The organism is Halorussus vallis (genome assembly GCF_024138165.1).
GTDB classification, from domain to species: domain Archaea; phylum Halobacteriota; class Halobacteria; order Halobacteriales; family Haladaptataceae; genus Halorussus; species Halorussus vallis.
In genome coordinates this window covers 618,324-644,139 of the sequence record NZ_CP100000.1, presented here as the reverse complement: position 1 = coordinate 644,139, position 25,816 = coordinate 618,324, and the positions used below count along the sequence as shown (strand labels likewise).

The 25,816-nt window shown below is 67.4% G+C and carries 32 protein-coding genes, 1 tRNA gene and 1 pseudogene; 22 read left to right on the top strand and 12 right to left on the bottom strand.

What is annotated here, in order from left to right:
• Nucleotides 1–274 precede the first annotated feature (274 nt).
• From paaA to NGM07_RS03450, 6 genes are all read left to right on the top strand, one after another.
• A complete protein-coding gene (gene paaA / locus NGM07_RS03475; protein WP_253517142.1) occupies nucleotides 275–1,222 on the top strand; it encodes a 1,2-phenylacetyl-CoA epoxidase subunit PaaA in 948 nt (315 codons plus the stop codon).
• Complete coding sequence (paaB, locus tag NGM07_RS03470) at nucleotides 1,219–1,554, top strand: 1,2-phenylacetyl-CoA epoxidase subunit PaaB (protein ID WP_253517139.1); 336 nt, start codon at nucleotides 1,219–1,221, stop codon at nucleotides 1,552–1,554. Before paaA ends, paaB begins: the two co-directional genes overlap by 4 nt.
• Nucleotides 1,554–2,423, top strand: a complete 870-nt coding sequence (gene paaC / locus NGM07_RS03465; RefSeq protein WP_253517136.1) for a 1,2-phenylacetyl-CoA epoxidase subunit PaaC — start codon at nucleotides 1,554–1,556, stop codon at nucleotides 2,421–2,423. Before paaB ends, paaC begins: the two co-directional genes overlap by 1 nt.
• 91 nt (nucleotides 2,424–2,514) lie before the next feature.
• A complete protein-coding gene (gene paaD, locus NGM07_RS03460; protein WP_368410268.1) occupies nucleotides 2,515–2,916 on the top strand; it encodes a 1,2-phenylacetyl-CoA epoxidase subunit PaaD in 402 nt (133 codons plus the stop codon).
• A gap of 2 nt (nucleotides 2,917–2,918) precedes the next feature.
• Entirely contained in the window at nucleotides 2,919–3,092 is a 174-nt protein-coding gene (gene paaE / locus NGM07_RS03455) for a 1,2-phenylacetyl-CoA epoxidase subunit PaaE (protein ID WP_253517120.1), read from the top strand.
• Between the two features lie 305 nt (nucleotides 3,093–3,397).
• Complete coding sequence (locus NGM07_RS03450; RefSeq protein ID WP_253517117.1) at nucleotides 3,398–3,610, top strand: DUF2196 domain-containing protein; 213 nt, start codon at nucleotides 3,398–3,400, stop codon at nucleotides 3,608–3,610.
• Between the two features lie 2 nt (nucleotides 3,611–3,612).
• On the opposite strand, the gene NGM07_RS03445 is transcribed toward NGM07_RS03450, so the two are convergent.
• Both NGM07_RS03445 and NGM07_RS03440 read right to left on the bottom strand, forming a co-directional pair.
• Complete coding sequence (locus tag NGM07_RS03445; protein ID WP_253517114.1) at nucleotides 3,613–4,008, bottom strand: methylated-DNA--[protein]-cysteine S-methyltransferase; 396 nt, start codon at nucleotides 4,006–4,008, stop codon at nucleotides 3,613–3,615.
• A gap of 109 nt (nucleotides 4,009–4,117) precedes the next feature.
• The gene (locus tag NGM07_RS03440) at nucleotides 4,118–4,519 is read right to left on the bottom strand and encodes an Hsp20/alpha crystallin family protein (protein ID WP_253517112.1); all 402 of its coding nucleotides are present in this window, start codon (nucleotides 4,517–4,519) and stop codon (nucleotides 4,118–4,120) included.
• Nucleotides 4,520–4,691: 172 nt separating this feature from the next.
• Between NGM07_RS03440 and NGM07_RS03435 the strand changes: the two genes are divergently transcribed.
• From NGM07_RS03435 to NGM07_RS03415, 5 genes are all read left to right on the top strand, one after another.
• Nucleotides 4,692–5,618, top strand: a complete 927-nt coding sequence (locus NGM07_RS03435) for an NOP5/NOP56 family protein (RefSeq protein WP_253517110.1) — start codon at nucleotides 4,692–4,694, stop codon at nucleotides 5,616–5,618.
• On the top strand, nucleotides 5,615–6,250 hold the full coding sequence (locus NGM07_RS03430; RefSeq protein WP_253517098.1) for a fibrillarin-like rRNA/tRNA 2'-O-methyltransferase: 636 nt from the start codon (nucleotides 5,615–5,617) through the stop codon (nucleotides 6,248–6,250). The genes NGM07_RS03435 and NGM07_RS03430 overlap by 4 nt, the downstream gene beginning before the upstream one ends.
• Before the next feature lie 412 nt (nucleotides 6,251–6,662).
• Entirely contained in the window at nucleotides 6,663–7,790 is a 1,128-nt protein-coding gene (locus NGM07_RS03425; RefSeq protein WP_253517096.1) for a glutamate--cysteine ligase, read from the top strand.
• Nucleotides 7,791–8,023: 233 nt separating this feature from the next.
• Complete coding sequence (locus NGM07_RS03420; RefSeq protein WP_382193944.1) at nucleotides 8,024–8,629, top strand: ArsR family transcriptional regulator; 606 nt, start codon at nucleotides 8,024–8,026, stop codon at nucleotides 8,627–8,629.
• Nucleotides 8,630–8,670: 41 nt separating this feature from the next.
• Entirely contained in the window at nucleotides 8,671–9,162 is a 492-nt protein-coding gene (locus NGM07_RS03415) for a phosphopantetheine adenylyltransferase (protein ID WP_253517093.1), read from the top strand.
• A gap of 46 nt (nucleotides 9,163–9,208) precedes the next feature.
• Here the strand turns inward: NGM07_RS03415 and NGM07_RS03410 are convergent, their stop codons facing one another.
• Nucleotides 9,209–9,538 (bottom strand): transcription initiation factor IIB family protein, encoded by a 330-nt coding sequence (locus NGM07_RS03410; protein ID WP_253517090.1) that lies wholly within the window; start codon nucleotides 9,536–9,538, stop codon nucleotides 9,209–9,211.
• A gap of 86 nt (nucleotides 9,539–9,624) precedes the next feature.
• Here NGM07_RS03410 and NGM07_RS03405 point away from each other — a divergent pair.
• A tRNA-Leu gene (locus NGM07_RS03405) sits at nucleotides 9,625–9,708 on the top strand.
• 223 nt (nucleotides 9,709–9,931) lie between these two features.
• On the top strand, nucleotides 9,932–10,900 hold the full coding sequence (locus NGM07_RS03400) for a transcription initiation factor IIB (RefSeq protein WP_253517087.1): 969 nt from the start codon (nucleotides 9,932–9,934) through the stop codon (nucleotides 10,898–10,900).
• A gap of 482 nt (nucleotides 10,901–11,382) precedes the next feature.
• Here NGM07_RS03400 and NGM07_RS03395 read toward each other — a convergent pair whose 3' ends face one another.
• Nucleotides 11,383–12,252, bottom strand: a complete 870-nt coding sequence (locus tag NGM07_RS03395; protein WP_253517073.1) for a spondin domain-containing protein — start codon at nucleotides 12,250–12,252, stop codon at nucleotides 11,383–11,385.
• Nucleotides 12,253–12,422: 170 nt separating this feature from the next.
• Here NGM07_RS03395 and NGM07_RS03390 point away from each other — a divergent pair, with 170 nt between their 5' ends.
• The 4 genes from NGM07_RS03390 to NGM07_RS03375 all read left to right on the top strand — a co-directional run bounded on the left by NGM07_RS03390 (nucleotide 12,423) and on the right by NGM07_RS03375 (nucleotide 15,303).
• A complete protein-coding gene (locus NGM07_RS03390; protein WP_253517071.1) occupies nucleotides 12,423–12,983 on the top strand; it encodes a cell division protein CdpA domain-containing protein in 561 nt (186 codons plus the stop codon).
• Nucleotides 12,984–13,102: 119 nt separating this feature from the next.
• The gene (dacZ, locus tag NGM07_RS03385; RefSeq protein WP_253517070.1) at nucleotides 13,103–13,918 is read left to right on the top strand and encodes a diadenylate cyclase DacZ; all 816 of its coding nucleotides are present in this window, start codon (nucleotides 13,103–13,105) and stop codon (nucleotides 13,916–13,918) included.
• A 62-nt stretch (nucleotides 13,919–13,980) separates the two neighbouring features.
• Nucleotides 13,981–14,757: a mechanosensitive ion channel family protein gene (locus tag NGM07_RS03380; protein WP_253520138.1), complete on the top strand. Its 777-nt coding sequence runs from the start codon at nucleotides 13,981–13,983 to the stop codon at nucleotides 14,755–14,757.
• 45 nt (nucleotides 14,758–14,802) lie between these two features.
• On the top strand, nucleotides 14,803–15,303 hold the full coding sequence (locus tag NGM07_RS03375; protein WP_253517068.1) for a hypothetical protein: 501 nt from the start codon (nucleotides 14,803–14,805) through the stop codon (nucleotides 15,301–15,303).
• Between the two features lie 13 nt (nucleotides 15,304–15,316).
• Here the strand turns inward: NGM07_RS03375 and NGM07_RS03370 are convergent, their stop codons facing one another.
• The 5 genes and pseudogenes from NGM07_RS03370 to purD form a co-directional block, all read right to left on the bottom strand.
• On the bottom strand, nucleotides 15,317–15,862 hold the full coding sequence (locus NGM07_RS03370) for an acyltransferase (RefSeq protein ID WP_253517067.1): 546 nt from the start codon (nucleotides 15,860–15,862) through the stop codon (nucleotides 15,317–15,319).
• Between the two features lie 60 nt (nucleotides 15,863–15,922).
• A complete protein-coding gene (locus tag NGM07_RS25515) occupies nucleotides 15,923–16,297 on the bottom strand; it encodes a DUF7344 domain-containing protein (RefSeq protein WP_438267717.1) in 375 nt (124 codons plus the stop codon).
• Nucleotides 16,295–17,431, bottom strand: a pseudogene (gene mct / locus NGM07_RS03365) (succinyl-CoA:mesaconate CoA-transferase); the annotation flags it as partial. The gene NGM07_RS25515 and the pseudogene mct, both read right to left, overlap by 3 nt.
• 154 nt (nucleotides 17,432–17,585) lie before the next feature.
• On the bottom strand, nucleotides 17,586–18,809 hold the full coding sequence (locus NGM07_RS03360; RefSeq protein WP_253517065.1) for a GNAT family N-acetyltransferase: 1,224 nt from the start codon (nucleotides 18,807–18,809) through the stop codon (nucleotides 17,586–17,588).
• A 143-nt stretch (nucleotides 18,810–18,952) separates the two neighbouring features.
• Complete coding sequence (gene purD, locus NGM07_RS03355) at nucleotides 18,953–20,293, bottom strand: phosphoribosylamine--glycine ligase (RefSeq protein WP_253517062.1); 1,341 nt, start codon at nucleotides 20,291–20,293, stop codon at nucleotides 18,953–18,955.
• A 238-nt stretch (nucleotides 20,294–20,531) separates the two neighbouring features.
• Here purD and NGM07_RS03350 point away from each other — a divergent pair, with 238 nt between their 5' ends.
• Together NGM07_RS03350 and NGM07_RS03345 are read left to right on the top strand one after the other, a co-directional pair.
• A complete protein-coding gene (locus NGM07_RS03350; protein WP_253517059.1) occupies nucleotides 20,532–20,954 on the top strand; it encodes a MinD/ParA family ATP-binding protein in 423 nt (140 codons plus the stop codon).
• A gap of 35 nt (nucleotides 20,955–20,989) precedes the next feature.
• A complete protein-coding gene (locus tag NGM07_RS03345; protein ID WP_253517056.1) occupies nucleotides 20,990–21,616 on the top strand; it encodes an RAD55 family ATPase in 627 nt (208 codons plus the stop codon).
• Nucleotides 21,617–21,637: 21 nt separating this feature from the next.
• Here the strand turns inward: NGM07_RS03345 and NGM07_RS03340 are convergent, their stop codons facing one another.
• Nucleotides 21,638–21,841, bottom strand: a complete 204-nt coding sequence (locus tag NGM07_RS03340) for a hypothetical protein (RefSeq protein ID WP_253517053.1) — start codon at nucleotides 21,839–21,841, stop codon at nucleotides 21,638–21,640.
• Between the two features lie 99 nt (nucleotides 21,842–21,940).
• Between NGM07_RS03340 and NGM07_RS03335 the strand changes: the two genes are divergently transcribed.
• The gene (locus NGM07_RS03335; RefSeq protein ID WP_253517051.1) at nucleotides 21,941–22,681 is read left to right on the top strand and encodes an HFX_2341 family transcriptional regulator domain-containing protein; all 741 of its coding nucleotides are present in this window, start codon (nucleotides 21,941–21,943) and stop codon (nucleotides 22,679–22,681) included.
• 474 nt (nucleotides 22,682–23,155) lie between these two features.
• On the opposite strand, the gene NGM07_RS03330 is transcribed toward NGM07_RS03335, so the two are convergent.
• Both NGM07_RS03330 and NGM07_RS03325 read right to left on the bottom strand, forming a co-directional pair.
• Nucleotides 23,156–23,881 (bottom strand): VOC family protein, encoded by a 726-nt coding sequence (locus NGM07_RS03330; RefSeq protein WP_253517048.1) that lies wholly within the window; start codon nucleotides 23,879–23,881, stop codon nucleotides 23,156–23,158.
• Nucleotides 23,882–24,009: 128 nt separating this feature from the next.
• Entirely contained in the window at nucleotides 24,010–24,981 is a 972-nt protein-coding gene (locus NGM07_RS03325; RefSeq protein ID WP_253517046.1) for an FKBP-type peptidyl-prolyl cis-trans isomerase, read from the bottom strand.
• Nucleotides 24,982–25,190: 209 nt separating this feature from the next.
• Between NGM07_RS03325 and NGM07_RS03320 the strand changes: the two genes are divergently transcribed.
• Nucleotides 25,191–25,370 (top strand): HVO_2753 family zinc finger protein, encoded by a 180-nt coding sequence (locus tag NGM07_RS03320; protein ID WP_253517044.1) that lies wholly within the window; start codon nucleotides 25,191–25,193, stop codon nucleotides 25,368–25,370.
• Nucleotides 25,371–25,372: 2 nt separating this feature from the next.
• On the top strand, nucleotides 25,373–25,639 hold the full coding sequence (locus tag NGM07_RS03315; protein ID WP_253517035.1) for an elongation factor 1-beta: 267 nt from the start codon (nucleotides 25,373–25,375) through the stop codon (nucleotides 25,637–25,639).
• Nucleotides 25,640–25,816 lie beyond the last annotated feature (177 nt).

Below are 25,816 nucleotides of genomic sequence, written 5' to 3'. Positions count from 1 at the left end.
TCGGAGGCGACCACGGCCTTCGGCCGCGAGCGGGCGGGGGCTTTCAGTCCCGCCCGTGGAGAAAGTATCACCGAGCGTTTCCGGCGGACTGTATACCCAAGCGCTTTCGGATGGTTCGTCTCGCCGGGCGTTTCCGGTGGCTCGGCCGGCCGAGCGCCGCGGTCGGGGGGTCGGCGGTCGGTTCGGGTTCATAACGGTCTTTCGCAACTGAAGCTTATAAATGCAGTCTATGGACGGGTTAACCGGTATGGTGAACCGGGGCCAATTTTGCCGCATGGACGTAGAAGAGGTCAAAGCGCGCGCGGGGCCGCGCGAGTTCAGTCCGAAGGACGACCTACCGGAGGAGTACCGGAAGGCCGCGACCCGGATGATACAGTTCCACGCGAACAGCGAGATAATGGGGGCGTACCTCGAACGCCCGTTCATCCGGCAGGCGCCCAGCCTCGACCGGAAACTGGCGTTCTCCGCGAAGGTCCAGGACGAGATCGGCCACGGCCAACTGCTCTACCGGGCGGCCGAGTCGCTCGGCGTCAAGACCCGCGAGCAGATGCTAGACGAGTTGGCCAACGGGGAGGGGAAGTTCCTCAACTGCTTCCACTACCCGATGGAATCGTGGGCCGAGGTGCCGATGATCGCGTTCTTCGTCGACGGGGCGGCGATGCGCCGGCAGGCCACGCTCAAGCGCACCAGTTGGGAGCCCTACGCCCACGCGATGGACAAGGTGTGCTTCGAGGAGGGATTCCACGTCAAACACGGCGAGGACATCATGCGCGAACTCGCCACCGGGTCGAAAAAGGAACAGGAGATGCTCCAGGACGCCTTCGACGAGTGGTGGCCCCGCATCATCCAGTTCTTCGGCCCGACCAACGACAAGTCGACCCACCACGACTTCTCGGCCGACGTCGGCCTGAAGACGATGACCAACGACGAACTCCGCAACGCGTTCCTCAACGCCTACGTGCCGAAGGCGAAGAAGTACGGCCTCGAGATTCCGGAGGAGCCGCGCATCTCGAAGAACGACGACGGCACCTACGAGGTCGTCGAGGACGACCTCGACTGGGACGAGTTCTTCACCATCGCGAAGAACGACGCGCCGGGGAGCTACGAGCAGATCGGCAAGCGCGAGCGCACCCAGGCGGCGGTCGAGTGGGTCCGCGACAGCATGGACGACTGGGAATCGAAAGGTGCGGGCACGACCCCGCAGGCGGCCGACTGCCCATGATCTGGGAAGTGTTCCGACAGGAGGAGTCCGGACAGTACCACACCCACTGCGGAAACGTCCACGCCCCCGACCGCGAGATGGCGAAACTGTTCGCCCAGATTCAGCACGGCCGGCGCAAGCCGACCAACAGCATCTGGGTCGTCCCGAAAGAGGAAATCGGCGAGGTCGACACCGAGGACGCGAAGTTCGGCGGGACGACCGACAAGTCCTACCGCTGGGTGATGGGGTACAAGGACCTCGACGCGGCGTTCGCCCAGGAAATCGCAGATTCGGAGAACGAACAGGAGGCCGACGCCCGGCGGCGCGAGGCCGCACAGGAGGGCGACGACTGATGGCGACCGAACAGCCGGAACCGTCCGAACTCGGGATGCCCGACGAACTGAGTGACGAGGAACGCGAGGCGGTCGAGGCGTTACTCTTCCGACTCGCGGACGACGAACTCGTCCTCGGCGAGCGCTACACCGAGTGGCAGGTCCGGGCGCCCACCCTCGAATCCGACCTCGCGCTGGCGAACATCGCCCAGGACGAGTTCGGCCACGCCCGCCTGTGGTACGACCTGCTCCAGGACTTCGGCGCCGACGAGGCCGACCTCATCTTCGAGCGCGACCCGGCCGACTTCCGCCACGCGACGCTGGTCGAACTGGCGTTCGAGGAGGGCGACTGGGCCGACGCGATCGTCCGGTCGTACCTCTACGACGTCGCCGAAGCCATCCGCCTGGAAGCGCTCGAAGGTACCACCTACCCCCGCATCGCCGACCGCGTCGGCAAGGTGCTCGGCGAGGAGGACTACCACCGCGAGCACGCCCAGAACTGGCTGGAGCGACTGGCCGGCGAAGACGAGAGCCACGGGAAGCTACAGGACGCGGTCGACCGTCTGCTCCCCGCCGCGTTGACTCTCTGGGAGCCGGTGGACGACGAAGTCGAGGCTCGTATCGACGACCTCGGCATTCGGACCGAGTCGCTCGATTCGATGCGCGAGCAGTGGTTCGACACCGTGGTCCCGTTCCTGCGGTCGCTCGGCCTCGACACGCCCGAAGGCCTGCGCGAGGACCCCCAGGAGTTCCTGCCCGAGAAGGTGGGACGGAACGGCGAGCACACCGACGACTGGTCCGCGCTCCACGAGGAGATGACCCACACCTACCGCGAACTCGGTCGGACGGAGGCCCACAAGATAATGCCCGACCCGGACGACGCGGAATGACCTCGAGTACACCATGAGTTTCGACACCGACTTCGACCCGAACCTGGAGTCCGGGACCGACGATTGCACCGACGTCGCGGACGTCGACCCGATGGAACGCCCCTCGGCGTGCGCGTACACCGACTACTCGCCGAGCGGGACCGACCCCGAGGACCTCCCCGCGACCGGCGAGGGCGCGGAAGGCGTCGAGGAGCGCGTCTGGGACGCCCTCTACGAGATAGAGGACCCCGAGATGCCCGTTTCGGTCGTGGATCTGGGGCTGATCTACGGCGTGGCGGTGGACCAGGAAGGTCACGCCGACGTGGAGATGACCCTGACGTACACCGGCTGTCCCGCCCGGAAGATGCTGACCGAGGAGATAGAGGAAACTGTGGCCTCGGTCGAGGGCGTCGAGTCGGTCGACCTGCGACTCGTCTGGAGCCCCGAGTGGTCCATCGAGATGGTGACCGAGCGAGGAAAGGACGACCTGCGCGAATTCGGACTGAGCGTCTGATCATGCGACGGAGAAGCCTCGACCCCAGCGTGGACACGACCGGCGAGGACAGCGGCGCCGAGTGTCCCTACTGCGGTTCGACCCGGACCGAGCGCGAACACCCGAAAGGGCCGTCGCTCTGTCGGTCGATGCACTACTGCAACGACTGTGAACAGCCGTTCGAGAAGTTCGAGTGACCGAAAGCGGACGAGGTGGATACGGTCGCCCGCTCGGCGACTGCGGCCGGCTTCGAGTGACAGATACCGAATGGAGGGCGGGATGGAACTCGACGTTTCGCCGTCGGCCCGCACTCGGATGGCACGGTACGGGCCGCGTGACAGTGACCACGGGCGGCGTACAGGTCGCGGATGACATCGCGGCGCAACCGCATCTGAGTCATGATACCTCAGCGCCATAGTTTTTATGGCCGGGAATTGAAAAATATAGTCGCCTCGGCGGGTCGGCCAGCACCCTTTTGCCCGATTCGGACGCAGGTGCAGGTATGTCAGGCGACCGTCCGACGAAAGAGAGTCTCCAGCGCGGAATGACCGTCGAGGTAGAGCAGACGGGGGCCGACAACGCCGACGGAACCGAACCGATAACGGGCGAGATTCGGCAGGTACTCACCGACGAGCACAGCCACCCCGAGGGTATCGAGGTCGAACTCCAGTCGGGCGTGACCGGACGGGTCGTCCGGGTCGCCTCCGACGAGTAGACTTACCCCTCCGCTCGGTCGCGTTCGAACGCGAGAAGTTCTTCTTTCAGCGCGAGTCCGTCGGCGGCCGAATAGCCGCCCAGCGAGTCGGCGCCGACCACGCGGTGGCACGGTACGACTATCGGCACCGGGTTCCGGCCGCAGGCGCTCCCGACGGCGACCGGCGCGGTGTCCAGCGTCTCCGCGAGGTCGCCGTAGGTTCTCGTCTCGCCGTACGGAATCGCGGCCATCGCGTCCATCACCGACCCGACGAAGTCGTCCGAGATGTCGACGGGCAGGTCGAACGTTCGACGGTCACCCGCGTCGTACGCGGCGACTTGCTCGCGGATTTCGCGCTCGGAGGCGTCGATTCGGCGTTCGTCTATCTCGACGGTTCGGCCGCGGACCTCGACGTTCATGGACGGAGGGAGGGAGGGAGCCGACTTCCCGATTTCGGTCCCCGCGACCGGAACCCCCGAACTTGACCGCCTCGCCGTCGTTTGGGCTTCCTCCCGCAATTCGGCCGTCCTATCGTATCTCGACCGACCGTCCGCGCCTGCGCTTCGGCAGAGTCACCTTGAGCGACCCGTTTTGGTATTCGGCGTTGGTCCGCTCCTCGTCGACCCACCGGGGCAGTTCGACGGTGCGGGAAACCGGCCCACGTCTTCGCGCCCGTCGAGCGAACGGTCCCCGGTTCTCGGCGCGCTCGCCTTCGGTTTCGCCGTCGTCGCGCTCCGCCGGGTCGACGACGATTTGGACCCGGTTCTTCCGGACCCGAACGTCGATGTCCTGCTTGCGGAGGCCCGGGACGTCGGCGGTGAGGACGTACTCGTCGCCGCGCTCGGCGACGTCTATCGGAATCGCGGCGGCGCGCTCCGACTCGCGGGGGCGTCGACCGCGTCGTTTCGACGGTCTAGTTCCTCGTGGCATGGTTTCACCCACGTAGCGGGCGACGCCCGAGAGCATAAGCGCTCCCGCCGACGCGAGGCACGCGCCCGGAAGACGGTCCTCCGGGACGGTCCGGCCGCGGTGCTCCGGAACCGGAGCGCCGCGGCCGACCGCAGAACGTAGGTTTAAACGCCAAGACGCGCAAGCCAGGGGTATGACCGACCAAGGGAACCGCCGGACCCCCGAGACCGCCGACGCTCCCGACGCCGAGGCGTCGGGAGCGTCCGGCGCGTCGGGGGCGTCGGCGGGGTGGTTCGAAGGCGTCGAGTCCGACGACCCCGCGGGCGGGGCGACCCGCATCCGCGAGGGCCGGGCCGACGCCTCGGCCGACTGGCCGGAACGCGCCGTCGAATCGGGGTTCGCCGACGACGAGGTCGACTACTACGCGAAACTCCACGACGCCGCGGTGGCCGCGGCCCGCGAGGCCGCGGCCGAGCGCGAGCGCGCCGACGACCAGCAACTGGTCCACGCGGTCCGCGCGATGGACGACCTCGCGGCGCAGGCGAACGAACTCGCCGAGCGGGTCGCCGAGTGGGCGGGGAGTCGCTACCCCGACGCCGGCACGGGCGTCGAGTACGCCCGCGAACTCGCGGCCCGCGAACCGGAGTCGCCCGTCGACGACCGACTCGTCTCGCTCGCCCGTCGCACCGCCGACCTCGCCGACGAGAGCGACGCGATGCGGGCGTTCATCGAGCGCGAGACGCCGGAGGTCGCGCCGAACCTGGCGGCGCTCGCCGGCCCGACGCTCGCGGCGCGACTCGTCTCGCTGGCGGGCGGCCTCGAACCGCTGGCGAAGAAACCCGCCGGGACCGTCCAGGTCCTCGGCGCCGAGGACGCGCTGTTCGCCCACCTGCGCGGCCGGGCGCCCTCGCCCAAACACGGCGTCATCTACGTCCACGAGTACGTCCGCGGGACTCGCCCCGAGAAGCGCGGGTCGGCGGCGCGCACCCTCTCCGGAAAGCTGGCCATCGCGGCTCGAATCGACCACTACTCGGGCAAGCGAAAGCCCGAGCTCGACGAGGAGCTTCGAGCGAGAATGGAGCAGATCAGAGGCGGTGGCGGTACGGAGGGCTCGGAATGACCGAGAATCTCCCCGACGGCGTCGAGCGCCGGTCGTTCGACGGCCGGGACCGCTTGGCGACCCGCGGCGCGCCGGTCTACGGCGAACCGACCGACGGCGAGTGGCGCGTCTGGGACGCCGGGCGGTCGAAACTCGGCGCGATGGTCGAACTCGGGATGGACACCGGCCTCGCGGGCGGCGAAACCGTCCTCTACCTCGGGGCGGCCAGCGGCACGACGGTCAGCCACGTCGCCGACTTCGCCGGACCGACCTACGCGGTGGAGTTCGCCCCGCGGCCGGTTCGGGACCTCGTGGGCGTCGCCGAGGAACGCGAGAACCTCTTCCCGCTCCTCAAAGACGCCCGCAAGCCCGACACCTACGCCCACGTCGTAGAGGCCGACGTTGACGTGGTGGTCCAGGACGTGGCGACCCGTGGCCAGGCCCGCGTGGCGGTCGAGAACCGCGAGTTCCTCGGCGACGACGGTCGCCTGCTGGCGGCCGTCAAAGCTCGGAGCGAGGACGTGACCCGCGACCCCGAGGACGTGTTCGCCGACGCACTCGCCGATTTAGAGGCGGCCTACGAAGTGCTGGAAACCGAACGACTCGAACCGTACCACGACGACCACCTCGGCGTGGTGGCGACGCCAAAGTGAGACAACGACGCTCGGTCGACCAGCCGACGAAGGCGCTCGGTGACACGAACCACCGGAAGTGCCCGGCGACACAACCGACAGGGTGGTTCTCGTGAGCGGAGCGAACGAGAGCTCGTCGGACCGAAGGTCCGACGGTGGACTGAAAGGGGCCGTCCGCTCGCGTTCAATTCAGTCGTCTCTGCAGGCGAGTATTCGGTGAACGTCGCAAGACGTGAACCGAATATCCTGCAGAGCGACCGCGAGCGGACGGGGGCTTTCGAAGCGGTTACGTCCTCCATCGCTGCTGTCGTTCGCGGAAACCTTTCAGGGCTCTCGAAGTCTTCATGGGTGCAGCCACATTCTCCCCGTCGTCGAGGCTCTCGTCTGGCCGGTGCCGGAACTATTTACATCTCGGATTGCGAACTCCCGGCCGATGGACACGGGTTCGGCCGAGAACTTCGCGGAGATGGGAACGCTGGGCATCGAAGAGGAGTTCTACGTCGTCGACGAGCGGGGCCGCCCGACGTCGGGCACCGACGAACTCGTCTACGAGCGCGACCCGCCCGAGATACTCGAAGGGCGACTCGACCACGAACTGTTCAAGTGCGTCATCGAAACCCAGACGCCCAAAATCGAGCGCCTCGACGAGGCCCGCCAGAACCTGCTTTCGGTCCGGGAGGCGCTGGTCGACCACGCCGAGGCCGGCGGCTACCGCATCGCGGCCGCGGGCCTGCACCCCGGCGCGAAGTGGCGAGAACTCGAACACGCCCAGAAGGAGCGCTACCGCGCCCAGTTGGACCGGATTCAGTACCCCCAGCAACGGAACACGACCGCGGGCCTGCACGTCCACGTCGGCGTGGACGACGCCGACAAGGCGGTCTGGGTCGCCAACGAGATTCGGTGGTACCTGCCGGTGATGCTCGCGCTGTCTGCGAACTCGCCGTACTGGAACGGCTACGACACCGGCCTCCAGTCGGCCAGGGCGAAGATATTCGAGGCGCTGCCCAACACCGGGATGCCGACGAGTTTCGACTCCTACGACGAATTCGACGCCTTCGAACGGACGATGATCGAGACGAACGCCATCAACGACCGCGGGGAACTCTGGTACGACGTCCGACCCCACAGCGGCCACGGCACCGTCGAGGTCCGGACGCCCGACGGCCAGGCCGACCCCGAGCGCGTGCTGGCGTTCGCCGAGTACACCCACGCGCTCGTGACCGACCTCGCGACCCGCTACGAGGACAGCGCCGACCCGTGGTCGGCGTACCGAAGCGGGTCGCGTCCGCGGGCGGGCGACCCGGCCTACAACCACCGCCGCGAACTGCTGGACGAGAACAAGTGGCGTGCCATCCGGTACGGTCGGGACGCCTCGTTCGTTCGTCGGGACCGGGAGGGCGAAATCAGCCTCGGCGAAGTGGTCGACCGCGAGTGCGAGCGCCTCGGCGTCTCGGGCATCCGCGACCTCTACGAGGCCGAGAGCGGTGCGGCGCGCCAGCGCCGAATCAGAGACGAGGAGGGGGTCGAGGCCCTCTTCGAGTCGCTGGTGCTCCGCGGGTGAACTCGGGACGAATTCACCTCGTCGGCTTCGCTTCGCGCAGAGGCACGTCTCGTGTACCGTAAGCAAGGTTTTTACCCGAGCGCGGCTTTTGTCCCCGCAGAGAGGACATGTCCGGGGAAAATGCAGACGACCGAGACGTGAACGTCGACGACGACGCGGTCGAGGAGTCGGAAATCGAGGCCGACGACGACGTAACCGTCGAAGAGGAACTGTCGGTCGACGACGACGGAGCCGTGACCGAGGAGTTGACCGTCGAGGAGGGTGGCGAGGAGAAACTGTCGGTCGAACAGGACGTCGAAACCGACGAGTCCAACCGCATCTCCAAGGGGCGCGAACGCCTCGAAGAGGAGGCCGACAGGGCGGTCGACCAGTTCGACCAGGGCATCGTCGACCTGCTGTCGTGGGTGCTCGACACCGAAACCCGGGCGCGCATCTACGTCTTCCTTCGCCAACAGCCCTACAGCACGAGCGAGGAGATCGCCGAGGGGACCGGCCTGTACCCGAGCACCGTTCGGGAGTCGCTGGCTGAACTCCACGACGAAGCGAAGGTCGAGCGCCGTAAGCGCGAGAGCGAGGGCGCGGGCAACAACCCCTACGAGTACACCGCCATCGCGCCGAGCGACCTCGTCGGGGGCATCGTCGGCCAGATCCAGGACGAACTCAACACGGTGTTCAACCTGGACGACCACCTCCAGCGCGGCGGTCCCGACGAGGATCTCGGGACGACCAGCGAACCGGTGAGCATCGAGGTTGAGGACGACGACGCGACCGGTGGCGACGGTTCGGACGAGGAGTCGTCGTCGGAGCGCGACGAATCTGGTGAAACCGACGAGGAGTAATTTTCGAAGGCACTAAGCCGCGGGGAACCCTTCGCGAGGGTATGAGGGTTGCCCTGGGCGGGACGTTCGACCCGGTCCACGACGGACACCGCGCGCTGTTCGAGCGCGCGTTCGAACTCGGCGACGTGACCGTCGGCCTGACGAGCGACGACCTCGCGCCGAAGACCCGGCACGTGGACCGCTACGTCCGTCCGTTCGAGGAGCGAAAGCGCGACCTCGAAGCCGTGTTGTCGGAGTTTGCCGACGAGTTCGACCGCGAGTTCGAAGTCCGCGAACTGGAGGAGCCGACCGGCATCGCCACCGAAGCGCAGTTCGATGCGCTGGTGGTTTCGCCCGAGACGGTCGACGGCGCCGAGCGCATCAACGAGATTCGCGAGGAGCGCGGCCACGACCCCCTCCGAATCGAGGTGGTCGACCACGTCGAGGCCGAGGACGGCGACATCATCTCCAGCACGCGCATCGTCAACGGCGAGATAGACGAGCACGGCAACCTCACGCCCGACCGCGAGGGCCGCGGTCCGGTGCGCGAGTGACGGTCGGACGGACGTTTCGGGTTCTACTCGGCCTCCGCACCGACTCCTACCACGACGGCGGTTCCAACCCGGCTTCTTCGAGGAGGTCCTTCCAGCGCTTCTGGATGGTCAGCCGCGCGACTCCCGCGGCCTCGGCGACCTGCCCCTGCGAGCGCTGGTCGCCCTCGATGAGCGCCCCGGCGTAGAGGCTGGCGGCGACCACGGCGCGCTTGGAGTCGGCGTTCTCCCTCGCGCTGTCTTCCCACTGCGAGACGGTGGTCAGAAAGAGGTCGTTCGCCCGCGAGCGGGCGTCGGCGGTGAGGTCGAGTCTGTCGGCGGTCTGCTGGAGCTGGGCGAGCCAGCGGCGGTTCTCTATCTGGTCGCGTGCCCGGTACACGCGAGTTGTTCGGGCGTCTTCGTACATAAACGCTCGGAGCCGAGACGACACCTTCTTATCGCCGTCGGCTGAATTCTGGGACGCGAGCGCGGGTAGCCAAGCCAGGAAACGGCGCAGCGCTTAGGACGCTGTCTCGTAGGAGTCCGCCGGTTCAAATCCGGTCCCGCGCACTCCGATTCAGTCGATTTTGCCGTTAATCAGGTCACCTCCCCTGCGAGGGTAGGTGAATCCCGGAAGAGCACGTTAACACTGGGTTCGCCGCGCGGGGGCGCGTGACCAACTGCGACCGCGAAGACTGTCCAGTGCGATGGGTCGCCGAAGTCAGGTTCAGCAACGAGCGGGAATGGCTGCCTCCACCCAAGTGTTATACCCGCTGGCTCATCTAAAAAGGGCATGGAGAGAACCCGGCAGCGTCACCCCCACGAGAACCATGCAGAACGAGAGCAGAAACAGGACGCTGAACAACGCCAAACGTGTCCAGAATGCGACGCTGCCAACCTCGTCAAGAGCGCTGACGGGACTGAACTCACGTGTGAGGACTGTGGACTCATTATCGAGGAAACCAACGTCGACCGGGGACCGGAGTGGCGAGCGTTCAACCACGCCGAACGGCAGGAGAAGTCTCGTGTGGGTGCCCCAACCACGAACACGATGCACGATAAGGGGCTGACGACGTCCATCGACTGGAAGGACAAGGACGCCTACGGGAACTCGCTCTCCTCGGAAAAACGCAGTCAGATGAACCGGCTCCGAAAGTGGCAAAACCGCATCCGAACCAAGGACGCGGGAGAACGGAATCTCCAGTTTGCGCTCTCGGAGTCCGACCGCATGGCCTCCGGGTTGGGTGTCCCCCGATCAGTCAGAGAAGTCGCCAGCGTCATCTACCGACGGGCACTCAACGAGGATCTCATCCGTGGGCGGTCGATCGAGGGTGTAGCCACTGCCACGCTCTATGCAGCCTGTCGGAAGGAAGGGATTCCGCGGTCACTCGAAGAGGTCACAGCGGTTTCGCGTGTCGAGCAAAAGGAGATCGGGCGCACGTATCGGTACATCTCGAAGGAACTCGGGTTAGAGATGGTGCCCGTCGACCCCAAGCAGTACGTTCCCCGGTTCTGTTCGGAGCTGGACCTCCCTGAGGAGGTGCAGGCCAAGACGAACGAAATCATCGACAAGTCTGCCGAGGCGGGGCTCCTATCAGGTAAATCACCGACGGGCTTCGCCGCAGCAGCGATATACGCCGCGTCACTGCTCTGCAACGAGAAGAAGACCCAGCGCGAGGTTTCCGAAGTCGCCCAAGTCACCGAGGTCACCATCCGAAACCGCTACCAGGAACAGATCGAGGCGATGGGACTTCACGGATAATCTTGGCACAGTTCTCAGCTATCAGTGTGTAGGAGTAAGTGGTTCTCCTAGAACGTTCACAGCGGTCGACGTTGTGCCGTAGCCATTTTTGTAATTCTCGCCCACTTATTCCAGTTTATCGGGAGCGAAACGGGCGTATTTCGCCGGTTGAGGCCGTTTCGTGGGGCGGCCGCTTAGGACGCTGTCTCGTGGGAGTCCGCCGATTCAAATCTGGTCCCGCGCATGAGCGAACGAAGTGAGCGAAGAGCAGGACCGATTTGAATCCTGCAAGTCGCATGCCCGCGCAGCGACCGTAGGGCGCGAGCAGGAACGTCTTGGTCCGGTTCGAATCCGGTCCCGCGCACTGAGAACGTTTTCGAGCGAAGCGAAAAACGAGTGTGAGCAGGAAATCCTACGCACGGTCCGAGTCCGATTCCGAACGGTAGATTCTGTGAACTACTCGGTGGAGAGCCTCGGCAAGTCAGCAGGGTTCGCTCTTTCCGCTATCCCATCTCCACCTCCCGCGTCACCCGAATCACCTCCGAAGCGTACGGATAGCTGTACCCGTCGCCCACGTCGGTAATCGGTCGCACCGGCGCGTTCTCCTCCATTCCGGCACCCGATTCGGACTGGCGGGGAGCCTGGTCCGCGCCGACGCCGGGTTCCTGGTTGCACTCGGTGCCGGCGTCCCAGAGGTCGACGGCGTGGGTCACGTCGCCGCTCAGCGGTTCGTCGCCGTCGAACAGCGCGATACCGCGCTCTTCGGGCGCGTAGAACAGGTCGTTCGACTGGACGAACATCGTGGCGAGCGAGAGTCGCTCGCCGGGTTCGGCCTCGACGGTGAACTCGTAGGCGCCGCCGGGACCGATGGGCGCGGGGTCGTCGGCGCCGACCGGCGCGGCGAACGCCCCGCTGTCGGAGACGCCGTCTCGTTCGGACAGCGCGGCGGCCAGGTCGCCCGGCATGCCGTCCTCCGCGAGCGCCTCCAGTCCGTTATCGCGGGCCGGTTCACCCACGGTGAAGAGGGGTCCGTGTTCGTCGTGGACCGCGTAGGCGCCCGGCGACAGCGGCACCGGCTGTTTTCTCGCCTCGCCCTTCGCCGACGTCTCCAGCGTGTTCGGCCCGGAGACGTTCTCGACCCGAATGTGGAACGTCGTCGCGTCGTCGCTCCCGTCGCCGGTCGCGACGGCGCTCCCCGCGCCGAGTCCCGAGAGGCCGACCGCCGCGGCGGCCCCGGCCGACCCGGCCAGAAACCGCCGCCGGGTGGTGGCGGCGTCGGCAGTCGTTTCGCTCGCGTTCGTCGCGTCCGTTTCGCCCGTGCCGTCTGCAGTGGTCCGGTTCGGTTGCATGGTCGTTCGTGCGCGTCTGCGCACAGACAGTCCGACGCCGAACTCCCGGAAATGCGTTTTTCGAGGTTTCTACCGGCTCTTTTCCGAATCGCTCCCGTTCTCTTCCAACTTCGGCCGAAATCTATGCCGGTCGCGGGCCGCTTCGCCTCCGCGATTCGACATACTTTTTATGTATCAACCGTGTGGAATACGATATGTCCAGCCTGGAGGAGGTGTACGAGGGAGACGGCCGCTGGCACGTCGCGCTGACGGCCGGCCTGTTCCTCCTCGGCATCGTCGCCGCCGTCGGGTTCGTGGCGGCGGCGACGAGTCTCGTGGCGGGGTTCGGCGTCTCGCTGTCGAGCGCGCTGAAGTTCTCGGCGACGTTGACGGGCGTGTTGCTGTCGGCGGCGTTCCTCGCGCTTCCGACGCCGTTCGGTCGCGGCGGCCGATCGGTCGTCGCGGTGGGCGTCGTCTTGGTCGGCGCGGGACTCGCGCTGTTCTGGGTCGGCCTGCCGGCGGGGTGGCGCGGCGACCTCTCGGCGCTTCCGCGGCCGGCCCTCGTCGTCTACGCCGTCGGCCTCCTCGCCGTCCTTCAGGCGGATTTCGCGCTCGGGAACGCCGGGCGCGAGTCGCCGTCGGTCGTCAAAGCGGTCACCGTCACCGACGCAGACCGGCGTCGCGGCGCCGACGCCCGCCGCGACGGCCCCTCGGCGCCGACCGCCGACGGCGGCGCCGAGGACGACGACCTGCGCTTTTTCGACGACGCGGAGTAACTCCTCGGGTTTCGAACACGCTTCGACGCGGAGGGACGGCGACGCGCGTCAGACACCGGACTGACGGGTGACATATACCCCCACAAACCTTTTCTCCGGTCGATGAGTCGTTTCGAGTAATGGCTGACTTGAGCGACCTGTTGGGGGACCTCGTTGACGATGCCGACGCCGCGTTCTTGTTCTCCCCGAGCGGTTCTTACTACGACCGGTTCGCCGACCTCGGAGGGGACATGGAAGTCGTGGTCGTCGCGCCGGAGAACACCGTCGGGGCCGACGAGTTCGTCGAACTCCCGCTGGAGTTCGAGAACGTCCGCGACCGCATCCGGTTCGGTATCGAGGGCGCGATGGAGCACGGCTACGTAGAGGACGGCGACGTCGTAATCTGTACGACCAGCATGTTCGAGGAGGGCACCGACACCGTCACGCGAGCCCGGGCGAACGACTCGATGCACTCGGGCGTCTACGACCTGTTCGCCAACTCGCGGGCCGACCCCGGCGTCATCCGCGACGTGTTCGAGGTCGCCATCGAACTCGGCAAGAAGGGCCAGAAGGGCAAGCCGGTCGGCGCGCTGTTCGTGGTCGGCGACGCCGGCAAGGTGATGAACAAGTCTCGGCCGCTCAGCTACAATCCGTTCGAGAAGTCCCACGTCCACGTCGGCGACCCCATCGTGAACGTGATGTTGAAGGAGTTCTCCAGGCTCGACGGCGCGTTCGTCATCTCCGACTCGGGCAAGATCGTCTCGGCGTACCGCTACCTCGAACCCTCTGCGGAGGGCGTCGACATCCCGAAGGGCCTCGGCGCACGCCACATGGCAGCGGGCGCGACCACCCGCGAGACGAACGCCACGGCCATCGTGCTCTCGGAGAGCGACGGCCTCGTCCGGGCGTTCAAGGGCGGGGAACTCGTCCTCGAACTCGACCCGGAGGAGTACTGATGTCCGCGGAGGACGCGCCGTCGGCGCTCGGAGACGCGCCGGTCCGGGCGGGGAACGTCGTGCTGCAGGCCGACTGGAACGTCCTGCTCACCGAACAGTTCCAGTTCCTCCTGGCGTTGCTCATCCTCCTCGCCGGCGGCCTCGGCGGCTACGTCATCGGCCGACTCAACAAGCGCCTGCTGGTCGCCGCCGGGGTGCCGGAGGCGGTCGAGCGCACGCCCTTCGAGCGCACCGCCCAGAGCCTCGGCACCGACACCGTCTCGTTGGTCGCCCGCCTGAGTTCGTGGTTCATCTACGGCGTCGTCATCCTCATCGCGCTCAACATCGCCGACCTGCTGAACGCGCGACTGTTCTGGGAGGGCGTGCTCCGGTTCATCCCCGACCTGTTCGTCGCGGTGCTGGTGTTCATCATCGGCTTCGTGGTGGCCGACAAGGCCGAACTCGTGGTCGGCGAGCGCCTGCGCTCGGTCAAACTCCCGGAGGTCGGCGTCATCCCGAAGGTGGTCAAGTACACCATCGTCTACCTCGCCGCGCTCATCGCGCTGGGGCAGGTCGGCGTCGCCACGAACGCCCTGCTCATCCTGCTCCGGGTGTACGCCTTCGCCATCATCATCTTCGGCGCGGTGGCGTTCTGGGACCTGCTGCGCTCGTCGGCGGCGGGCATCTACCTGCTGTTGAACCAGCCCTACGGCATCGGCGACCGGGTCCGGGTCGGCGACGACGCGGGCATCGTCCAGGAGGTCGACATGTTCGTCACCCACGTCGAGAGCGACGGCGAGGAGCACATCATCCCGAACAGCCGGGTGTTCAGGGAAGGCATCGTCCGGATTCGGGACTGACGAGAGAGGTTACTTTTTTCACACTTCGGCCGGAACGTCCGCGAGATGCCCGGCACTCCGGAGTCGGCCCTCGGAAGCGACGCGGTCACGCTCGCCGCGACGCTCGCGGGGGCGGCGTTCTTCGCGGCGGCTCCGTACGCGCTTTCCGCGACTGCCCTCGATCCGGCGACGTTCGCGGTCGCAGGCGGAGTCGCGTACGCCCTCGCGTGTCTTACCGTCTGGACCGGCGCGCGGGTCCTGACGGGCGCGTTCGCCGACATGCGAGTGAAGCGACCGCTCGGCTTCGTCGGGGTCTCGCTCGTCGCTACCGTGTTCCTCTGGGCGGAGGTGGCGATTCCGTACTACCTGTACGCTCGTTGGGCATTTCTCGCTCCGATGGCAGGGGCATTCGTCGCCGCCTGGGTGACGCTCTCGATGTTCGCGCACGTCCGCGGCGAGAGCGACCCCCTCGGCCTGTACCCGTTCGCGTTCGGCCCGGTTCTACTCGGCGTCGTCGTCGCCCTCTCACTCGCCGAGGCGAGCGTCCGGTACCTCGTCGGCGTCTGAGAAACCGACGAACTCAGTCCGGCGATTCTTCGGAAGTCATCGGCTTGGCGGGCACGCCCGCAACCGTCTCGCCGGGCGGCACGTCGCGGGTCACCAGCGAGTTCGCGGCGACGCTCGCGCCCGCGCCGATTTCGACGCCGGGCAGAATCACCGCGCCCGCGCCGATCATCGCCCGCTCGCCGACGACCACCTCGCCGGTGCGGTACTCGTCCTGGAGGAACTCGTGGCAGAGGATGGTCGCGTCGTAGCCGACGATGGCGTGGTCCTCGACGGTGACGAGTTCGGGCCAGAACACGTCCGGCGTCGATTCGAGGCCCCAGGAGACGCCCTCGCCGACGGTCACGCCGATGGACCGCAGGAGGTAGTTCTTCAGGACCAGGCTCGGCGAGATGCGCGCGAGCACGATGACGACGTAGTTGAGCGCGACCCGCAGCGGACTCTTCGCCCGCGTCCACGACCGGAGCGAGTTACCCGGTCCCGGCGTGGCGTGGCGGGCGATGCGGTCGTGGCGGCGGGCGGCCTCGGCGTCCCGTTCCGACTCGTCGCTGTCGTCTGGCACGCGCGGGGGTTCGAGGGGTCCGGTCTTGAAGGTGGCTAAGCCCGGACGAGCGACGACGCGTTACTCCGCCCCCGTCCCGTCGAAGGGCGCCGCCGGGTCGTGATAGCGGTCGGCCAGTGCGACTCGACCCTCCGACGGATCGTACTCCACCACGCCCGCATCCGCCAGCGCGGGCAGGTGCGAGTAGTGGAGCGCCGCCGCGGCCCGGTCACGCCGGTCGGTCGTCACGGCTCCGGGGTCGACGCCTCCGGCGAGCGCGACGATGTGCTCGGCGAGTTCGTCCAGCGACGCCGCGCCGTCGACTCGGCGGAGCGCGACGAGCGTGCGCCGCCGGTCGCTATCGTCGAATGGGTCGAACGCTTCCTCGGCGTGCGACGAGTCGCTCCGGGAAACCGACGCCGGGACGCGGTCGGCGCTCCACTCACCGCCGCACACCTCCTCGCGGTGCTCGTCCAGCAGGGGCGCGCGTCCGCCGGGTTCGGGCGGCGTCTCGGTCATCTTGATGGGATTGCCGGCGATCTCGACCTCACGGTCGGCCCCTGGTTGTTCGACCGTCTGCAGCATGTCGCGGTCGGTCACGTGGTCGTCCTCGAAGACGTCCTCGACGTCCTGGACCCGAGCGCAGGGGACGTCGCCTTCGAGGGCGTCCAAGACCGCCTCGATCGTCCGCGACTCCGTCCAGTCGGCTATCGCCTCGGCGAGGCGCTCGCGGTCGCGCAGTCGGTCGTTGGCCTCGGGGTACTCGGCGGCGAGGTCCGGGCGGTCCATCGCCGCACAGAGCGCCGTCCAGTGGTTGTCGCCCAGCGCGGCTATCACGACGTGGCCATCACGGGTTTCGAAGGCGTCGTAGGGGAACAGCGTCGGGTGGGAGTTGCCCCGGCGCTCGGGCACCTCGCCGGTGTAGGAGTGCTGGTACACCGAGCGCTCGGCCAGGCTGAGCATGCAGTCGTACATCGCGGTGTCGACGAACTGGCCCTCGCTGGTCCGGTCGCGGTGGTGGAGCGCGGCGAGAACGCCCACGGCGTTCGCGACGCCGGTGAAGATGTCGCCGACGCCGAGTCCGACCTTCGTCGGCGGGCTGTCGGCCTGGCCGTTGAGTTGCATCACGCCGCCCAGCGCCTGGGCGACCAGGTCGAACGCCGGTTGGTCCTGGCGGTCCGTCTCGCCCGTGCGGGGGTCGCCGAACCCCCGGATGGACGAGTAGACGAGTTCGGGGTTCTCCTCGCGCAGGCGCTCGTACGCGAGGTCGAACTTCTCCATCGTCCCGGCCCGGAAGTTCTCGACCAGGACGTCCGCCTGGCTCACGAGGCCGAGGAACGCCGCGCGGTCGTCGTCGTCCTCGAAGTCGAGTTCGAGGCTCCGCTTGCCTCGGTTGACGCTCTGGAAGTAGCCCCCGTACGGCTCGTCGTCCTCGTCCTCGCAGAAGGGCGGGGTCGACCGGACGAGGTCGCCGCCCGGCGGTTCGACCTTCACCACGTCGGCTCCCATGTCGGCCAACAGCATCGTGCAGTAGGGACCGCCGAGAACCCGCGTCAGGTCGAGAACTCGTACGTCGGAAAGGGCTGGCATGGCGCAACGCACGGACGGTACAATCTTTGTTATGGGTCGGTTTCGACGTAGACAATCCCGGCGTGCGTCGACGGTCGGCGACCGCCGGCCGTCGAAATCCTCGTTGCGAACGTTTTTCAGCCGGCGAGTTCGTCCGAGCGAGGGCTGAACGCGGTCAGTTCGTGTCGAGCTCGGCGGACGTCGTCGCCCAGTTTCCGGGGTCGCGCACGTCAAGGCCGGCGACCCGCCAGCCGTCGCCCGCGACGGCGTTCGCGACCATCGTCGCGGGGTCGGACGCCCACGACAGCGGCGGGTCGGCGTCGGAGTGGAAGCCGTGGGCCGCCAGCAGGTCGGGGGGAATCGCCCGCCCGGAGAAGGTGATCGCGCTCGCGTCGGCGTGGTCGTCGACGACGGCCGAGAGCAGCGCCGAGAGTGCTTCTCGGCGGCGTCGACCGCCCGCGAGCGGCACCACGTCGACGACGTTGGCGACGGTCGCGCCGCCCTGCTCCCGACGACCGACCACGAGTCCGGCGACGGGTTCGGCGTCGGTGCGGGGCGACGCGACCGCGGCGCTGTAGGCCGTGTACTCCCACCGGGGGTTCTCGAACCGCCAGTCGAAGAACGTCTCGTCGCGGGCCGCGTGGAGGCGGCCCGCGACCGGGTTCGAGAGCGCGGCGAACGTCTCGGCAGGAATCTCGCGGTGGCGGCGAACCGCGATGTCGGAAGGCGAGTCGGCGAGGGCGTCGCGCACGCTCAGATACCCCCGCGCCAGCGCCTCCGCTCCGCCGACCACCGGTCCGGCCGCGCGCTCGCCGAGCGCGCGGCCGACTTCCGTCGCGTCGACGGCCCGCGATTCGGCGACCGGGAGTCCGTCCAGGAGGCGGTCGCCGAGGGCCGCGAGCGCGTCCCCGGCGTCGGCGCCGAGATATCGATTCGGATGCTGTATCCGGTAGTACGTCGTCACCTCCTCGACGATTTCCCAGCCGTGTTTGAGACTGCCGGCCAGCGTCTTGGCGTTCGGGAAGTTGAAGAACAGCGCGGGGTCGCGGTCGGCGTACTCCTCGACCAGCAGTTCGGTGGTCCGGGAGTACAGTCCACGGCGCCGGTGGTCCGCGTCGACCATCACGTCGCAGGGCTGGAGGGCGACGACCGGTCCGTCGGGCGTCGAGAGTCGGAGTGCGAGACTCGGCTTGGCGGCGACCAGTTCGCCGTCGGCCTCGGCGACGGTCATCGGGACGCGGTCGACGTACGGGTTGTCGGCGTACTTCCAGTCGAACCACGTCGCGTCGGCCGCGCCGAAGACGCGGCGATACAACGAGAGGTAGGCGTCGCGGTCGTCCGGTTCGTAGAGACGAACCGCGTAGGCGTCGTCGGTATCCGAAACTGAGGCGTCACTCATTGGTTCTCAGTCCGCGACGTGGCGAACGTCACCTACCCCGGGGAGACGGACCTTTGTTATTCAGCGATTTCCTCGTAACGTGTTCGACTCTCCCGCGGGACCGAGCGGAACGGTCGGGAAGGCGAACGGCGACGTTCCCGGGCTTACTCGCCGCGGAGTTCGTCCACGTGGTCGATGCGTCGCTGGACGAGGTCGGCCTTGCCGATGTCGTGGCGCACGTCGAGTCCCTCCTCGCCCGCGACCGACAGGGCGTCCTCGGCGATCTCCTCGGCCGCTGCGATGGTGTCGGCGACGCCCACCACGGCGAACGCCCGCGAGGTCGTGGTGTAGATGCCGTCGTCGCGCTCGTCGACGCTGGCGTAGAACAGCAGCGCGTCGCCCGCGCTGTCTCGCGTCTCCGCGCTCGACCGTTCCGTGACGCTCCGCGCCACGCTCTCCTCGTCTATCTCGACCTTCGCACCCGCCTTCGGGTCGGTGGGGTAGCCTTCGGGCACGGCGTACTTGCAGACGGTCGCCTTCGGGGCGAACGAGAGTTCGGGCAGGGACTCGCCGTCGCGGGCGGCCGTCAGCACGTCGAGGAAGTCGGTGTTGAGCACCGGCAGGGTGTTCATCGCCTCGGGGTCGCCGAACCGGGCGTTGAACTCGACGACCTTCACGCCGTCGGCGGTGAGCATGAACTGGCCGTAGAGCACGCCCTTGAACCCCGAGAGCGCCTCGACGGTGGCTTCGAGTACGTCGACGGCCTCGTGGTAGTCGTCCTCGGTCATGAACGGCAGGGCGAGGCCGGCGTCGCTGTAGCTTCCCATGCCGCCGGTGTTCGGCCCCTCGTCGCCCTCGTAGGCCCGCTTGTGGTCCTGGACCGCGGGCGTCACCCGGAGGTCGCCGTTGGCGACGAGCGCCTGCACGGTGAACTCCTCGCCGACGAGGCGCTCCTCCAAGACCACGCGGTCGTAGTCGGAGTTCCGGAGGTACTCCTTGGCTTCCTCCTTGGTAATCTGGTCGCCCGTCACCCGGACGCCCTTGCCGCCCGTCAGACCCGCGGGCTTGACCGCCAGGTCGCCGTCGTAGTCGTCGATGTACTCGCAGGCGGCCTCCATATCGTCGAAGGTCGCGAAGTCCGGACAGCCCGGAACGTCGTGTTCGCGCATGAACCGCCGCTGGAACGCCTTGTCGGTCTCGATGCGGGCCTCGTCGGCGTTCGGCCCGAAGGCGTAGATGCCGGCGTCGTCGAGCGCGTCGGCCACGCCCGCCGCCAGCGGTCCCTCGGGGCCGACGACGGCCAGGGTCGCGCCGACCTCCTCGGCGTAGGCGACGACCGCCTTCGGGTTCGTCGTCTCCAGCGTCTCGAAGCCCTCGGCGAGCGCCGCGATGCCGGGGTTTCGGTTGCCAGCGCAGGCGTAGAGGTCCGCGTCACTCTCGCCCAGCGCGCGGGCGATGGCGTGTTCGCGGCCGCCGCCGCCGACCAGCAGGACTGTCTCGCTCATATCCCGAGAGTGTAGGCAAGAGAGTGTAAAAGTTGCTCTTGGGAGCGCCAGAAGTATGCGCGAACGTGCCCAAAACCCGGGCGTTCGACGCGGACGGGCGACCCGACCGGGTCGCCCGTCCGCGTCGTGGCGAATCGCCTCCGCCGTGTCGACTCCCGCACGCACCGGACGTCCATTTCGACCGCCGATTCCGACGCACCGAACCTTCAAGTACGGGAACGGGACAACACCGGGGCGAATGCTCGCAGTCGCCGGCGGGAAGGGAGGATGCGGCAAGACCACGACCACGCTCGCGCTGGCGGGCGCGCTCGCGCGCCAGCGCCGGTCGGTGCTGGCGGTCGACGCCGACCCGGAGATGCCTGACCTCCACGCGATGGCGGGCGTCGAGCGCGACCCGGGCCTCGACGCGGTGGGCGCGGAATCCGGGACTGACCCGTTGGCGGTCGCCCAGTCGGCGAAGACGGCGGGCGTCGCGTCCGGCGTGGCCGTGCTTCCGGCGGTCCGCGAGGCGGGCGTAGGTCACCGACTGGCGACCTACGCCCGCCTCGCCGGACGGGCCGACGTCGTCCTGCTGGACTGCCCGGCCGGCGCGGGACCCGACGCCGCCGCACCGCTCCGTGCGGACGAGCGCCCACGCGGTCGTGTCAGCCCTCAGGCCTAAATATTTATGACCTATGCCTGAGTCGGTGAAACATAGTGGCTCGACGGCTCTCGACCGGCATCGACGTGTTAGACAGGAAACTCGACGGCGGGCTTCCCCGGGGCAGCATCGTCGCGCTCTCGGCGCCGCCGGCGAGCCAGGCCGAGTTGCTGCTCTACGAGTTCACGGCCGCGCGTCAGACGCTCTACCTCTCGACGAACCGCGACGAGTCGGCGGTCGCGGCGGGGTTCGAGCGCGCGGCCGGCCGGACCGGGTCGCCCGACATCCGTCGAATCCCCGGCGACGCGCCGCTAGACCACTCTCAGCGGCTCTTCCGGCGTCTCCCGGAGGACTCGAACCTCATCGTCGACCCCGTGGACCTGCTCGAACGCCAGTCCGAGAGCCGGTATCGCAACTTCCTCAACGACCTCCAGAACCACCTCCAGAACACCGGCAGTCTCGCCTTCCTCCACTGTCTCGACGGCCGCGACGTGCCGGCCGCCCGGGACGCGACCGAACACGTCGCCGACGTGGTGTTCCAGTTGCACACCGAGATATCGGGCGACACGGTGGAGAATCGCCTCGCGGTGCCGAAGTTCCGCGGCGGTCGAGCGCTCCCCGAAACCATCAAACTCGAACTCGCCGAGGCGGTGCGCATCGACACCAGTCGGGACATCGCCTGACAGCGAGCGTCCTCCGGACGGTCAGTCGCTCACGCCGCCAAGCAGGCCGTCGGCGACGAAGGCCAGTGCGATCAGAATCGCCGCGGCGACGAGGTAGGGTGCGTACGGTTCGAGCGCCGTGACGGAGGTCGCACCGAGCAGTCCGACGACCAGCAGGACCACCGCCGCTCCGAACCCCGTCACCTTGACCGTCGCGTTCGCGAGGAGTTCGCTCGCCCAGGACATTGGACTTACGAGAAGCGGCCGGAACCTAAATCGCTTTCTCCGCGAAGCGGATGGTGAGCCTTAATAGCCGGCGCTCGGACCACGCGGACGACGCCCGCCATGAACACCATAGACGAAGTCCACGTCGCGCCGTTGGGGTACGAGTACGACCGCATCCTCGGCCCGGCACGGAAGTACGGCGTGGACATCATCTACCTGCTCGAACACGAGGGTCCGAGCGCCGCGACCGACTACCACGACGACCTGCGCGAGGAACTGCGCGACCTCGGCGTCGAGGTCCGGTCGCGGGACGTCGACCTGATGGACATCTACGACGTGCTCGGCGTGGTGACGACCCTGACCGCCGAACACGAAGACGACATCGTGCGGGTCAACGTCTCCAGCGGGACGAAACTGTCGGCCGTCGGCGCGGCCATCGCGTGCATGTGCACCGACGCGACGGCCTACTACGTCCACCCGGAGGGTTACCCCTACGCCGACCGCCGGGAGCGCCAGAGCTACGGCTACGCCGACGACGAGGTGCTTCCGTCCTACCCCATCGAAGCGCCCACGACCGACCAGGTCGCGGTGATGGCCTACCTCGCCGAAGCGAACACCGACGCCTACACGGTCAAGAAGAAGGACATCATCGACCACGCCGAGGAGGTCGGCCTCTCGTTCGTCGCCGACAACGACCCGGCGAACGACAAGGCGAAGTTCGCGCTGCTGAACGCCAACGTCGTCGAACCGCTGTTGGAAGACCAGTACATCTCCGTCGAGGACGTGGGGCGGCGCAAGCAGGTGACGCTGACCGACACCGGCGAGGACGCCCTGCACGCGTTCCGGCACAAACTCCGGTAGCCGTCGTCGCCCGCGGCCTGCCGTCAGCGTTCTCGGTTTCGCGTCCCCTCGTTCTCCCCTCTCTCAGTCGCGCGTGCAAAAAGGTCCGGCTTCGGATAGTACAGATAGTATTGATACTATCGATTGTTCTGATAGTTCAGACGCTAACTTGATAGTACTGAATACACCTCCCGGGGTACGAACAAGTGGAGGTTGGAATCAACCTCCTCCCGAAACGGAACCGGGTCACGCATGGCACTGCCCCGGTTCCGCCTCTGACATCCCGCTGATCTTCGGCCCGCGGCGCGCCGACCGCTGTGCTGGCGGTCGGCGCACCGCGCCGAGTCCTCCCCCGAAGTCGTTTCGGCCCTCCCCACGTTCCGTCCGACGGTCCCGTTTCGGCCCTCCACGCCGTACGCCGTTCCGGTCGCTCGACGGTTTTTCACGGATCGCAAAGTTCGCGGTTCGACCGCAGCTCACCGCCGACCGATTCCGTCAGTGCTCGCCGACTATCGCCTCGGCGTCTATCGTTCGCCCCTCGTCGGTTTCCGCGTTCGGGCCGCCGCCGTCGAACGCGCGGCCGGCGACCCTGAACCGTGGCACCGCGGCCGACGGCCGCGCGTCCCCGGTTCGTTCGTCACGCTCCGTCGCACTTGTTCCCCGCCGCCGAGTTTCGCCGATTTCCCCGAGGTGGTCCGCGCCCCGAACGACGAGTCCCGGAACGCGTCCGAAGACGTCCGCAAACCCGTCCCGGACGGCTTCGGGGTTCGGAACGACCGCGGTCACCTTGTCGAGGTGCGCGTCGTCCCAGTCGCCCAGCGACGACTCGACGTCGCTCCCGTCGCGGTGGAGTTCGACCCGGAACCCCCACGGCGTCGTCACGAACGGCCGCCGCCCGTCCGGGTCGCGAACCGGCCATCCCGCTCGCTCGGCGCGCGCCAGCACCTCGTCGAACGCTCGCGTGCAGAGCCCCAGGTGGTCGAACCGCGGTCTGCGCCCCGGCGCGAGCGTGATGTTCACGTACCCGCGCTGGTGGGTCCGGAGGCGAAAGCGGAAACCCTCGGGTTCGGGGTCGCCCGGGGCGAGCGCGACCGACTCGTCCCGGACGCGGCCGAACCGTCGCCGGAGCGGGATTCCCTCGTCGGCTAACGCTCGCCCGGCGGCCGACGGGTCGGGGACGTTGTAGTGGAGGTGAAAGAGCCTGGTTTCCGGTTTCTGCATGCGCGCTCGTCGTCGCCGGGAGAGAAAGCAGTTCGGAAAGCGGAGAAGTCGCTCGAAAGCGGCGGACGCGAAAAATTCGAATCGGAATCGGGATCGCGGTCGGTTCGGCGCGACGGCCTCGCGGAGACTTACTCCTCGGTTTCCTCGGCGTCCTCACCCTCGCCTTCGGCTTCGAGTTCCTCGACGATCTCGTCCTCGTCGATGTCGGCGTCTTCGAGCGCCTCTTCGAGGTCGACGTCGCCGCCGCCCATTCCGCCCATCATGCCGCCCATGCCGGGCATGCCGCCGCCCTCGATGGTCTCCTGGACGATGACGCGGTCGAGGTCGAGCTGGTCCATGACCTGCTGGGCGATCTGCTGCTTCTGGAACATCCACTGCTGGTTCATCGCCAGCTGAGGCGTGCTCTCGATGTAGAGCGTCTCCTTCTCGACCGTCTCGGTTTCGGTCTCCGGTTCGCCGTCTTCGTCGTCCTCGTCGGACTCGACGACCGTCTCCTCTTCGACCTCGTCGGTCTGAATCCACATCTCGAGGTCGGCGTCGAGGTACATCGAGATGAGGCCCTTCGCCTGCTCCTCGGGGTCCTCGACGACGCCTTCGACCTCGTAGTCGTACTCGATGTCCTCGCCGGCCAGCGGGTGGTTGAAGTCGACGCGGGCGCGGCCGCCGATGATGGTTTCGACGTGACCGTGCTCACCGTCGACGTTGACGTGCGCGCCGGGGTAGCGCTCATCTTCCGGAAGCTTGTCGGCGCTCACGGTGCGGACCTCCTCCTGGTTGTACTCGCCGAAGGCTTCCTCGGCCGGGATGGTGACGGTGTCGGAGTCGCCGACCTCGCCGCCGATGATGTCGTCCTCGACGCTCTGGAAGATGTGACCCTGTCCGAGCACGATGACGCGCGGTTCGAACTCGCGACCCTCCTCGTCGAGGCCCTCCTCCTCGGCGACCTCGGGGTCGGTCGTGTCGACGATGTTGCCGTCCTCCACCGTGCGCGCGGTGTAGTCCAGACGGACGAAATCTCCGCTCTGAAGCCCGTCATTGGCCTCATCTTCGGCTTCCTCGGTCTCTTCGTCGGCTACTTCGGCCTCTTGTTCTTCACTCATACCCAGAACGTCGCCCGTTCGCCCCTTAAGAATCACGTTTCCGACCCGTGAGCGAGCGCGGTGAAGAAACCCCGGCGAAATGCGACGGGAACCGCTGGAGGGCGGCGGACCGACGCGTTCGGGCGGCCTCGAACCGACTCGGGGTCGGCGCGGCGACCCCCGAGTCACCTTTCGAAACGGTTTAAAGTCGCGCGCGGGAAAGAAGAGGTATGAGCCAATCCGAACAGAGGCAGGCGCGCCGATGCGTCTCCTGTGGGATCAACATCTCCGGCACGAACGCCGCGTCCTTCAAGTGTCCGGACTGCGGCCAGCAGATCTACCGCTGCGCGAAGTGCCGCAAGCAGAGCAACCTCTACGAGTGCCCCGACTGCGGATTCATGGGACCGTAATCATGGGAAAAGTCGCCGCCAAGATCAAGGTCATGCCGCAGAGCCCCGAGATCGACCTCGACGAACTCCAGGACCGACTCGAAGAGTCGCTCCCGGAGGGCGCGAAGATCAACGGTTTCGAGCGCGACGACGTCGCGTTCGGCCTGGTCGCGCTCCTGCCGACCGTCATCGTCCCCGACGACACGGGCGGCACCGAAGCGGTCGAGGAGAACTTCTCGAACGTCGAAGGCGTCGAGAGCGTCGAAGTGCAGAACGTCGGTCGGATTTAAGCGTTTTTCGCGGTTCGTGGCGGTTCGCGGTTTTTCGGGTCGGTTCTACGGTTGTAGCGGAAGCACCTTTGGAGATACTTCTGGACGACGGAAATCGCACAGCGACCGCTACTCGCACGACGAAAATGGTAATCGAACTGCGACCGCAATGCGGACCGCTACTCACACGGTACAAAT